Source organism: Stenotrophomonas sp. YJH_SMC_127 (assembly GCF_059372445.1).
Genome location: NZ_JCAFVO010000001.1, coordinates 233362 through 245036, shown reverse-complemented (window position 1 = coordinate 245036; position 11675 = coordinate 233362). Strand labels below are relative to the sequence as shown.

Sequence of the window (11675 nt, the reverse complement as noted above, 5' to 3'; positions counted from 1 at the left end):
GGGAGAATAGCCTAACGTCGGTCCGCATCCGTGCCGAAGGAGATCCTGCTTGCGTTTTCCGCTGTCGTCCGTGCTGTGCACCGCCCTGGCCCTGGCCGGCTGCACGCCGTCGCCCTCGGCGACACCGGAGCCGGGACCGGCTGCTGGCGAAGACGCACGGCCGCAGCAAGGCATGCAGGCGGACGCGACGCCGGAGGCGGCGCAGGGCAGCGTCACCATCGCCGGTGAGGATGCCGCCGAGGATGTGCAGCGGTGGACGCCACCGCGGGTCGATCGGCAGGGGCGCAGCCTGGCCCAGCTGCGTCGCGCGGCCGAGAAGGCGTTCGCCGAAGGGCGCCTGTACGAGGACGCCGACGCGGCGGTTCCGCTGTGGCTGGCGGTGCAGGAAGAAGACCCGGATGACCGCCAGGCCCGCAACGGCCTGCAGCGCGCCCGCCAGCGCCTTCAGCAGCAGGCCGATGCCCTGCTGGTCCGGCCGCTGCAGCAGCGCGAGGCGCTGGCCGAGGCCAGCCGCCAGGCACTGGTGCTGCTGACCCTGGCGCCGAAGGATGAGAAGGTTCGCGCGCTGCAGGGACGGGTGGAGCTCGCCCAGCGCGTGGTGGCCTACAACCGTGCCGGCGAGGAAGACCTGCGTTCGGGGCGGATCGGTGAGGACGGTGACGGAGCGATCGGCAACTTCCGTGAAGCGCTGGCCCTGGATGAACACAACAGCCGGGCACGGCAGGGCCTGGCGGCGGCCGAGAGTGGCCTGATCCGCCGTGCCGAGGACGCGGCGCGGGTGCGTGACTTTGCCAGCGCCGGCACCTGGCTGGCCGAAGCCAGCAAGGTCCGTGACTCATCACCGGCCATTGCCGATGCCTTCGAACGTATCGAACAGATCCGCGCGGCGGCACTGCTGCAGCTGCGCGATGATGGCCTTCGCGAACTGGCGACGCCACAGGGCCTGAAGCCGGCGCGCGAGAAGCTGGCCGAGGCCCTGCGCATCGCCTTGCCAGGGGATGCGGTGGTGGCCCAGTTGCGCGAACGCATCGACCTGGCCACCCATTACGGCAGCTTCCGTCCCGGGCAGGTGTTCAGCGACGCCATGCGCGATGGCGGGCGCGGCCCGCAGATGATCGTGGTGCCGCATGGTGGCTTCCAGATGGGCGCGGGTGATGCCGAGCCCGGTGCCAGGGATGCCGAGCGGCCCTCGCATTATGTGCGCTTCGACCGCGGGTTTGCGATGGCGATCACCGAGATCACGGTCAGTGATTTCGAGCGCTATGTGAAGTCGACCAATGCGCGGCCGCGTGCGACCCGGCGCGGCCACTCGGTGGTCTATGACGAGCGCAGCGGCAATTTCATCCGCCGCAGCGGTGTGGACTGGCGTTCCGATTACGATGGCGCGCGCGCACTGGGCAATTCGCCGGTGATGCATGTGAGCGTGCGTGATGCCGAAAACTACGCGGCGTGGCTGTCCGAGCAGACAGGACGCAGCTACCGGCTGCCGAGCGAGGCCGAATTCGAGTACGCGCTGCGTGCTGGCAGCAGTGGCCGTTATCCGTGGGGCGACGCCGGCACGCCGCCGCCCGGCGCTGGCAACTTCACCGGCAGCAAGGATGTCTCGCCCTCGGGGCGGCACTGGCACAACGCCTTCGTCGGCTATGGCGATGGCTGGTGGGGGCCCGCGCCGGTGGCCAGTTTCCAGGCCAATGCCTTCGGCCTGCACGACATGGCCGGCAATCTCAGCGAGTGGGTGGCCGACTGCTGGCATGCCAGCTACCGGCGTGCGCCGTCCGATGGTGTCGCCTGGTTCAACCCGGGCTGCCGGTCGCGGGTGATCCGGGGCGGCAACTGGGCCAATGCGCCCGAGCAGACCCGTGCGGCCTGGCGGCAATCGCAGGACTCGGACACCACCAACGCGCGCATCGGCTTCCGTCTGGTGCGGGGCATCTGAGCATCGGGCTTCACCCGCTGCTGGCGTCCGCGCACTAAGATTGCGCCGTGCCCGCCGGCCGGCGGGGCCTGCTGGAAGACACCGATGCGCAACGATCCCTTTTCCCGTTCGCCGCAAGGCCCGCAGCGGCGCGGCCTGTTCGGCAACATCCGCTGGTGGGTGCTGCTGCTGGCGGCGGGCTATGCGGTGTTCTACTGGTTCTCCAATCGCGCGGTCGATCCCTACACCGGCGAGAAGGTGATGATCGACAGCAGCCTGGATGCGCGCCAGGAGACCGCGCTCGGGCTGCAGGCCTACCAGCAGATCCTGTCGCAGGAACGGCCGATGGATCCGAATGCGCCGATCGCGCGTGATGTGCGCGACATCGCCCAGCGCCTGATCGCCAAGGTGGACGTGGTGGAGACCGCGCTGGCACAGGAGCACGGGGTGCAGCCGGCGCATTTCGCGCGGGATTTCCAGTGGGAAGTGAATGTGATCCCGTCCGAGCAGGCCAATGCGTTCTGCCTGCCGGGTGGCAAGATGGCGGTCTACACCGGCCTGGTGCCGGTGGCGCGTACGCGTGACGCGATGGCGGTGGTGATGGGCCATGAGATCGCCCATGCGCTTCTACGCCATGGTGCACAGCGGATGGCGCAGCAGAAACTGACCCAGATCGGGCAGATGGCTGGTGCCGCCAGCGGCATGGATGCGCAGCAGCAACAGATGATGATGTCGGCGATGGGCTACGGCTACCTGCTGCCCTATGCGCGCAGCCACGAGACGCAGGCCGATGAAGTGGGGCTGATGCTGGCCGCAGCGGCCTGCTTCGATCCCCGCGAGGCGGTGCCGCTGTGGCAGCGCATGGGCCAGGCCAGTGGCGGCCAGGCGCCGCCGGAGTTCGCCTCCACCCACCCGAACCCGGGTACCCGCATCCAGAACCTGCAGGCGCTGATGCCGAAGGCACTCGAGTACCGGCAGAAGTTCTGCGAGCAGGCAAAGTAGGGGGAGGGGCGGCAGGGCTTGCAGCCCTGCACCCGCGGTAGGCAGTGCCGGCCGCTGGCCGGCAGCAGCAACAGCAGAAGCGGGTTTCCTGAGGGATGGCGGGGTGGGTCCGGTTGCGGGAGACGCCGTAAACCCTTCCATGGGGGCTTGGCCGCGGCATCCATGCCGCGGACACTCCCGCAACCGGACCCACCCCGCCTTCGACAGTTTGCTGCGGTCTGTGGGAAATGCTCTTGGGGTCAGATCCGTTTTCCGTAGGAAAACGGATCTGACCCCGAATTGATTCGATATCTGACAGGATCTACCGTGTCGACCAAGCTCGACACCTACCAACAGTCATCGGAATCTGTCAGAGGTGGGGCGGTGTGGCTGTGCAGGACCGTTGGCGCCATCGAGCCCCCAGGGGTGAGGGCGCTTTGCTTGCGAAGCACTGCTTCGCAAGCGCCCGAACGCACAGCCGCCGGCGGCTGGGCCGGACCGCGCAGCGGGGTTTACGGCGCGTCCTGCACAGCCACACCGCCCCGCCATCCCGCGGAATGCCAGCTTTGGCTGTTGCTTCGGCTGTTGCTTGAACGCTTCGGCAGGTGCAGGGCGCAGCCCTGCCGAACACCCCTTACTTGACCTGTACGTCGATCACGCCGTCGCCGACGCGGGCCTGCAGGGCGTCACCAGGCTGCACCTGGTCGATGTGCCGCACCAGCGTACCGTCATCGCTGCGGGTCAGGATGCTGTAGCCACGCGCCACGGTCGCCAGCGGGCTGACTGCTTCAAGTGAACGCGCCAGTCCGCGCAGTCGCAGTGCATCGCGCTCCAGCAGGCGCTGCATCGCGGCCTGCGGCCGCCCGCGCAGGGCAGCCAGACGGCGCTGCATCGCATCGAGCTGGCGCTGCGGATGGTGCCCGCGCAGCACTGCCGCCGCATGACGCAGGCGCGCGGCGCGGCGCTCCTGCTGCTGGTTGAACGCCGCATGCAGGCGCCGGCCCAGATCCAGCTGGCGTCGGCGCAACAAGTCCAGCCGCGCCTGCGGGCTCTGGGCGTTCAGGCGCAGCAGGGCGCGGTCGGCGCGCTGCATCGCCTGCTGCATCGCATGCCGTTGCAGCTGCACCATGCGCGCGGCCGTGCGGCGCAGGCGCAGTGCCAGTTCGCGCTGGTCGGGTACCAGCAGTTCAGCTGCCACCGAAGGCGTCGGTGCACGCAGGTCGGCGGCGAAGTCGCTGAGGCTGAAGTCGGTTTCGTGGCCGACCGCCGAAACCACTGGGGTGTGGCTGGCGGCGATCGCACGGGCCAGGGCTTCGTCATTGAAGGCCCACAGGTCTTCCAGCGAACCGCCGCCGCGGGTCAGCAGGATCACGTCGTAGCGACCACTGGCATCGGCCGCCTGCAGCAGGCGGGTGATCTGCGCGGCGGCGCTGCTGCCCTGCACCAGGGTCGGCAGCAGGTCGACTTCCAGCAGCGGGAAACGGCGGCCGAGCACGCTCAGCACATCGCGCACGGCGGCGCCGGTCGGCGAGGTGATCACTGCCAGACGTTGTACATGCGCCGGCAGTGGCCGTTTGCGCGCCGGGTCGAACAGGCCCTCGGCCTCCAGCCGTGCCTTCAGTTCCTCGAAGGCGCGGCGCAGTGCGCCTTCGCCCGCCTCCTCCATGTGGTCCAGCACCATCTGGTACTCGCCACGGGCGTCGTACAGGGTCACCTTGCCGCGCACCAGCACGCGCATGCCTTCGCGCGGCACGAACTTCAGGTACTGCGCCTTCATCCGGAACATTGCGGCACGCAGCTGCGCACGCGCGTCCTTCAGGGTGAAATACAGGTGACCGGAGGCAGGACGCGCCACGCTGCCCAGTTCGGCCTCGACCCAGATCGCCGGGAAACTGCCTTCCAGCAGGTCGCGGGCCAGGGTGTTGAGCTGGCTGGGGGTGAAAATGTCGTTGTTGCGTGGCTGCATGGGAACGGCGTGCTGCGGGTGGAGCGGGGGCTCAGGATCGCACGTCAGCGCGCCGTGTGCTGGCCAAGCGCCCACTGCACGTGTTCACGCACCAGCGGCGAGGGATCATCGACGCGGGTCTGCAACGCGGCCAATGCTTCGGCCGAGGACGGTGCGTTGCCCAGTGCCACGGCGATGTTGCGCAGCCAGCGCTCGTGCCCGCTGCGGCGGATCGGGCTGCCCTCGGTGCGGCGCAGGAACTCGGCCTCGTCCCAGGCGAACAGCTGGTCCAGGCGCGCGGTATCGAGGTTGTTGCGCGCGCGGAAATCGGCTTCGTCGGTGCGCTTGGCGAACTTGTTCCAGGGGCAGACCAGCTGGCAGTCGTCGCAGCCGTAGATGCGGTTGCCGATCAACGGACGCATGTCTTCGGGAATGGCGCCGTCGTGCTCGATGGTCAGGTAGGAAATGCAGCGCCGCGCGTCCAGCCGCTGCGGGCCGGTGATGGCCTGGGTCGGGCAGACATCGATGCAACGCGTGCAGGTGCCGCAGTGCGCCGTGGCCGGCGTGTCGATCGGCAACGGGATGTCGATGTAGATCTCGCCGATGAAGAACCATGAACCGCCATGGCGGTCGATCAGGCAGGTGTGCTTGCCGATCCAGCCGAGGCCGGCGTTGCGCGCCAGTGCGCGTTCCAGCACGGGGGCGGAATCGACGAACACGCGGTAGCCCAGTGGCGCTACTTCATCGTTGATCTGCGTCGCCAGCTTCTGCAGGCGGTTGCGCATCAGCTTGTGATAGTCGCGGCCCAGCGCGTAGCGCGCCACGTAGGCGCGGCCCGGGTCGGCCAGGGTCGCCCAGGCTTCGGTGTCGTCCTTGTGGCTGTAGTCCATGCCCACTGAAATCACGCGCACGGTGCCGGGCAGCAGCTCGGCCGGTCGCGCGCGCAAGGTGCCGTGGCGCGCCATCCAGTCCATCGTGCCGTACAGGCCCTGGCCCAGCCAGTCGGCCAGGTGCGCTTCATCCTCGCCCAGTTCGATACCGGCGATGCCGCAGCGCTGGAAGCCATGCGCACGCGCCAGTTCGCGGATGCGCTGCACGGCCTGGACCGGATCGACAGGGGTGGGGGCGGGGGACATGTGCACCAGTATAAAATCCCTGCATGGCCAACCTTGCCGATCTGTTCGATTCCGCTGCCGCGCGTGCGCTTGATGCGCAGGCCTCGGCGTTGGCCGCCGACGGCGGCTGGGGCCTGATGGCGCAGGCCGGCCAGGCCGCCTGGCAGTGCCTGCTGCAGCATTGGCCGCAGGCGCGGCGGATCGGCGTGGTGGTCGGCGCTGGCAACAATGGGGGCGATGGCCATGTGCTGGCCCGTCACGCGCTGCAGGCCGGGCGCGAGGTGACAGTGATCGCCCTGCCGGGCAGGCCGCCCTCGACCGCGCTGGCACAGCGTGCAGCATCTGAATTCAGGTCCGGCGGCGGCACCATCACCGATTTCGACGGCATGCTGCCCGAGGCCGACGTCTGGGTCGATGCCCTGTTCGGGCTGGGCTTTGATCGCGCGCCGGAGGGTACCGCGCAGGCGTTGATTACCGCGCTCAACGCGCAGACTGCGCCGTTGCTGGCGCTGGATGTTCCCAGTGGCGTCGATGCCGACCGTGGGGCGGTGCCGGGCGTAGCAGTGCGCGCTGCACTGACCCTGCAGTTCATCGTGGCGCACCGCGGGCTGTATTCCGGCGATGCGCTGGATCATTGCGGGCACAAGGTCCTGGCGCCCCTGCTGTTGCCTGCGGCGGCCTGGCAAGGCGTGGTACCCGCTGCGGAGCACTGGACGCAGGTGAGGTTGCGGGCCCTGTTGCCACCGCGCCGCGCCAATACCCACAAGGGCGAATCCGGGCACGTGCTGTGCGTCGGCGGCAACCATGGCAGCGGCGGTGCCATCGCGATGGCGGCCGAAGCCGCCTTGCGCGCGGGTGCGGGGCTGTTGAGCCTGGGCACCCGCCGCGACCACGTCGGTCCACTGCTGGCCCGGTTGCCCGAGGCCATGACCCATGCACTGGAAGATGGCGATGTGCTGCCGGCGCTGCTGGACAAGGCGAAGGTGGTGGCGATCGGGCCCGGTCTGGGCCAGGACGAATGGGCACGCGCCTTGTTTGCGCGGGTGCTGGCCAGCAACAAGCCATTGGTGGTCGATGCCGATGCCCTGAACCTGCTGGCGCAGGATCCGCGCGCGTTGCCCGATGCCATTCTCACACCGCACCCGGGCGAGGCCGCGCGCCTGCTCGGCTGCAGCACGGCTGAAATCCAGGCCGACCGCTACACCTGTGCGCACATGCTGGCCGAGCGCTTCCATGCCGTGGTGGTGCTGAAGGGCGCTGGCAGCATCGTGGCAGCGCCTGGGCAAACGCCCCGGTTGATCGCTGCCGGTAACCCAGGGATGGCCGTGGGAGGCATGGGCGACCTGCTCACCGGCATCATCGCCAGCCTGCGTGCGCAGGGCCTTGCGGCCTTCGATGCCGCGGCCGCGGGCGCGCTGCTGCATGCGCTGGCGGGCGATGCAGCTGCCGCCGATGGCGCGCGCGGCCTGCTTCCTACTGATCTGCTGGCGCCGCTGCGGCGACTGGCCAACCCGGACCTCTCCCCATGACCGAATTCTTCCTTGCCGACAGCGACGCCACCGAACTGCTCGGGCAGTGGCTGGCGGCCACCCGGCCGCCGCAGGCGCTGATCGAACTGCGCGGCGACCTGGGTGCCGGCAAGTCCACCACGGCCCGCGCGCTGCTGCGCGCGCTGGGCGTGCAGGGCGCGATTCGCAGCCCCACCTACACCCTGGTCGAGCGCTATCCGCTGGCCAGTGGCGGCGAGGCGTGGCACCTGGACCTGTATCGCATCGGCCAGGCCGGTGAGCTGGATTTCCTCGGCCTGGACGAGGGCAGCGCGGTGCTGTGGCTGGTCGAATGGCCGGAACGGGGCGCCGGCGCGCTGCCGCCGACCGACCTGGTGGTGGCGCTGGAGATCGAGGGGCAGGGACGGCGCGTCCGTCTCACTGGGGCCAGCGACGTAGGACATGAATGGCTGGAACGGCTGCCGCAAGGGGGCGACTTGCAGGCCATTTCTGTCGGCTGACGAGAACAAAGACCGGCAGGTTACGGATTATTAAGGAAAAAGGTGTTGCATTCCGTTCAGCGCGGTGATTGAATCCTGAGCCATGCGCCCGGGGAACCGTCTCATCGCCATCTGTGCCGCCGTCGGACTGGGTCTGGCGAGCGTCAGTGCGTGGGCGGGTGAAGTCCGACAGGTCCTGCTGAACACCGGCGCTACCGGCACCCGTGCCGAGATCTCGCTCGTCGGCAGTGGCGGCTACAAGACCCTGTCGCTGGCCGGCCCGAACCGCCTGGTGGTCGATTTCCCCGACTCCAGCGCCATACGCAACCTGAAGATGCCGGCCGCGCAGGGCGTGGTCACGGCGGTGCGTACCGGACAGCCGGTCCCGGGCACGTTCCGCGTCGTTTTCGACCTCGCCGAATCGGTGGCGCCGTTCCGCCCGCAGATGCAGCGCGAGGGCAATGAATCCAAGCTGGTGATCGAATGGCCGGGCGATGGCCCGGCCGTGGCCAGCAGCCGCCCGGCGGCGACGCCAGCCGTGCAGCCGCAGGCGCCCGCGGCGGGAGCTGCACCTGTACCGACTCCGGCCGAGAGCGCGCAGTCGCGCACCGATGCCGCGCGTGCCACGGCCCTGCTGACCGCACAGGTACAGCAGCAGGCCAGCGCCACTGCCGCCGCACCGGCCACGCCGACCCCGGCACCGACCACCGCGCCGGCCCAGGTTGCTGCGGCCGGTGTCACCGCCAGCAGCACGCCGTCGTCCTCGCCGGCCGCGATCCTCGCCGGCCAGCGCACCGCAGCGGTGGTGACCACGCCGCCGGCCACCGTGCCTACACCGGCACCGACGCCGGTGGAACCGCCGCGTCCTGTCATGCCCAGCGATGCGTCGCGTATCCGCATGCAGGCCGGCATGCGCCACCTGGTGGTGGCGATCGATCCCGGACACGGCGGCCAGGACCCGGGTGCGATCGGCCCGACCGGCAAGCGCGAGAAGGATGTCACTCTGGCAGTGGCGCGCGAGCTGGCCCGCCAGGTCAACGCCACGCCAGGCCTGAAGGCCTACCTGACGCGCGACAGCGACGTGTTCATTCCGCTGCCTATGCGTGCGCAGAAGGCGCGTGCGAACAAGGCGGACATCTTCATCTCGATCCATGCCGACGCGGCCGAAAACCGCTCGGCCACGGGCTCATCGGTCTACGTGCTGTCGACCAAGGGCGCCTCTTCGCAGCGCGCCCGCTGGCTGGCGGACAAGGAAAACGCGGCCGACCTGGTCGGTGGCGTGCGCCTGCAGCAGACCGAAGGCACCCTGGCCAACGTGCTGCTGGACCTGGCGCAGAGCGGCTACATGAAGGCGTCCGAAGACGCGGCCGGCCACGTGCTGGGCGGCCTGAAGCGGATCGGCAACAACCACAAGCCGAACATCGAGCGCGCCAACTTCGCGGTGCTGCGCACCTCGGACATGCCGGCGATGCTGGTGGAAACCGCGTTCATCTCCAATCCGGATGAAGAACGCCGCCTGATGGACCCGGCGTACCAGCGCAAGATCGCTGGCGCCGTGCTGGACGGCGTGCACACCTTCTTCAGCCGCCAGCCGCCGCCGGGGACGTTGTATGCGGCCCGCGCCCAGGCCGAGATCGACGCGGCCGGCACCATGGCCGGCGGCAGCAAGTAAGCCGCCGAAGGCGGGTTACTGCTTTCCGTAGAGTCGAGCCGCGCTCGACTGGGCCTTGTCGGTAGCCCGCAGTCGAGCATGGCTCGACTCTATCCTCGGCAGCTCCGCTATCATCGACCCATGAAGTCTGCTGCCCATCACCTCCCATGAGCGCGCCCGGTCCGCGCCCGATCCGGCCGTTGCCGGAGATCCTCATCAACCAGATCGCCGCTGGCGAAGTGGTCGAACGGCCCGCGTCGGTGGTCAAGGAACTGGTCGAGAACGCGATCGATGCCGGCGCCAGCCGTGTCGACATCGATCTGGAAGAGGGCGGTGTACGCCTGATCCGCATCCGCGACAATGGCAGCGGCATCGCACCGGAGCAGCTGCCGCTGGCCGTATCGCGCCACGCCACCAGCAAGATCGCCGACCTGGACGACCTGGAATCGGTGGCAACGCTGGGGTTCCGCGGTGAAGCGCTGCCTTCGATCGCCTCGGTCAGCCGCTTCACCCTGGCCTCGTGCCGCGCGCATGACGAGCACGGTTCGGCGTTGCAGATCGAAGGCGGCAAGATCGGCGAGGTGACCCCGCGCGCGCACGCGCCGGGCACCACGGTGGAAGTGCGCGAGCTGTTCTACAACGTGCCGGCGCGGCGCAAGTTCCTGCGCGCCGAGCGCACCGAACTGGGCCATATCGAAGAGTGGCTGCGTTCGCTGGCGCTGGCACGGCCGGATGTCGAGCTGCGCGTGTCGCACAACGGCAAGGCCTCGCGGCGCTACAAGCCGGGCGATCTGTATTCCGATGCGCGCCTTGCCGAAACGCTGGGCGAGGATTTCGCCAACCAGGCCGTGCGCGTGGACCACAGCGGTGCCGGCCTGCGCCTGCATGGCTGGATCGCGCAGCCGCATTATTCGCGCGCGAGCGCCGACCAGCAGTACCTGTACGTCAACGGTCGCTCGGTGCGTGACCGCAGCGTCGCCCACGCAGTGAAGATGGCCTACGGCGATGTGCTGTACCACGGCCGCCAGCCGGCCTATGTGCTGTTCCTGGAACTGGATCCGACCCGCGTCGACGTCAATGTGCATCCGGCCAAGCACGAAGTGCGCTTCCGTGATTCGCGGCTGGTCCATGATTTCGTCTACCGCACGCTGAAGGATGCGCTGGCCGATACCCGCGCCGGCATGTCGGCGCAGGAGATCGGTGCCGGTGCTGCGCAGCCGGTGGATGCCACGGCCGTGCCGATGGCATCGAGCGCAGGCGCGTCGGGATTCGGGCTGGTGCGTGGGCCCGCGCCGGGTGCCGGCTCGGGAGGTGGTGGTGGCGGATTCTCCGGATGGCGCCCGCAGCAGCCGCTGGGCCTGCAGGTGGCCGATGCACCGGCTGCCTATGCCGCGCTGTATGCCGCACCGGCCGGCGCCGAGCGCGGTGCTGCGCTGCCGCCGATGCCGACCGAGAACGGACTGCCGGTCACCAGTGCCGACGCAGGCGTGCCGCCGCTGGGCTATGCGATCGCGCAGCTGCATGGCATCTACATCCTGGCCGAGAACGCCGAAGGCCTGATCGTGGTCGACATGCATGCGGCCCACGAACGTATCGGCTACGAGCGCCTGAAGAACGCGCACGATGGCATCGGCCTGCAGTCGCAGCCGTTGCTGGTGCCGATCACGCTGGCAGTGGGCGAGCGCGAGGCCGATACCGCCGAGAGCGAAGCTGAAACCCTGGCGGCGCTCGGCTTCGAGGTGACCCGTGCCGGCCCCGGTTCGCTGCACGTGCGCAGCATTCCGGCATTGTTGGCGCATGCCGAACCGGAAGGGCTGCTGCGCGACGTGCTGACCGACCTGCGCGAGCATGGCCAGAGCCGCCGCGTGGCCAGTGCACGCGACGAACTGCTGTCGACCATGGCCTGCCACGGCGCGGTGCGTGCCAACCGGCGCTTGACCCTGCCGGAAATGAACGCGCTGCTGCGCGACATGGAAATCACCGAACGGTCCGGCCAGTGCAACCACGGCCGACCGACCTGGGCCCGTTTTTCGCTGGCGGAGATCGACCGCTGGTTCCTGCGCGGACGTTGAGGGGAGCAT

Annotated in this window: 8 protein-coding genes; 6 read left to right on the top strand and 2 right to left on the bottom strand. The window is 69.3% G+C overall.

The window, feature by feature from the left end:
* The first annotated feature begins 49 nt into the window (after window positions 1-49).
* Together AC5QAB_RS01095 and AC5QAB_RS01090 are read left to right on the top strand one after the other, a co-directional pair.
* Entirely contained in the window at window positions 50-1936 is a 1887-nt protein-coding gene (locus AC5QAB_RS01095; RefSeq protein WP_495233112.1) for a formylglycine-generating enzyme family protein, read from the top strand.
* Window positions 1937-2020: 84 nt separating this feature from the next.
* Window positions 2021-2917 carry a M48 family metallopeptidase gene (locus AC5QAB_RS01090; protein ID WP_329856670.1) on the top strand — a complete coding sequence of 299 codons (897 nt, stop codon included), beginning with the start codon at window positions 2021-2023 and terminating at the stop codon, window positions 2915-2917.
* A 613-nt stretch (window positions 2918-3530) separates the two neighbouring features.
* Here the strand turns inward: AC5QAB_RS01090 and xseA are convergent.
* Together xseA and queG are read right to left on the bottom strand one after the other, a co-directional pair.
* Window positions 3531-4862 (bottom strand): exodeoxyribonuclease VII large subunit, encoded by a 1332-nt coding sequence (gene xseA, locus AC5QAB_RS01085; RefSeq protein ID WP_100450351.1) that lies wholly within the window; start codon window positions 4860-4862, stop codon window positions 3531-3533.
* Window positions 4863-4906: 44 nt separating this feature from the next.
* Window positions 4907-5977, bottom strand: a complete 1071-nt coding sequence (queG, locus tag AC5QAB_RS01080) for a tRNA epoxyqueuosine(34) reductase QueG (protein ID WP_032956157.1) — start codon at window positions 5975-5977, stop codon at window positions 4907-4909.
* A 23-nt stretch (window positions 5978-6000) separates the two neighbouring features.
* Between queG and AC5QAB_RS01075 the strand changes: the two genes are divergently transcribed.
* The 4 genes from AC5QAB_RS01075 (at window position 6001) to mutL (ending at window position 11666) form a co-directional block, all read left to right on the top strand.
* Window positions 6001-7485 carry an NAD(P)H-hydrate dehydratase gene (locus AC5QAB_RS01075; protein WP_049405930.1) on the top strand — a complete coding sequence of 495 codons (1485 nt, stop codon included), beginning with the start codon at window positions 6001-6003 and terminating at the stop codon, window positions 7483-7485.
* Window positions 7482-7964, top strand: coding sequence for a tRNA (adenosine(37)-N6)-threonylcarbamoyltransferase complex ATPase subunit type 1 TsaE (tsaE, locus tag AC5QAB_RS01070; protein WP_049405932.1), 483 nt, complete (start codon window positions 7482-7484; stop codon window positions 7962-7964). The genes AC5QAB_RS01075 and tsaE overlap by 4 nt, the downstream gene beginning before the upstream one ends.
* A gap of 82 nt (window positions 7965-8046) precedes the next feature.
* Complete coding sequence (locus AC5QAB_RS01065; protein ID WP_046431749.1) at window positions 8047-9615, top strand: N-acetylmuramoyl-L-alanine amidase; 1569 nt, start codon at window positions 8047-8049, stop codon at window positions 9613-9615.
* 146 nt (window positions 9616-9761) lie between these two features.
* Window positions 9762-11666, top strand: a complete 1905-nt coding sequence (gene mutL, locus AC5QAB_RS01060; RefSeq protein ID WP_495233111.1) for a DNA mismatch repair endonuclease MutL — start codon at window positions 9762-9764, stop codon at window positions 11664-11666.
* Window positions 11667-11675: the final 9 nt, after the last annotated feature.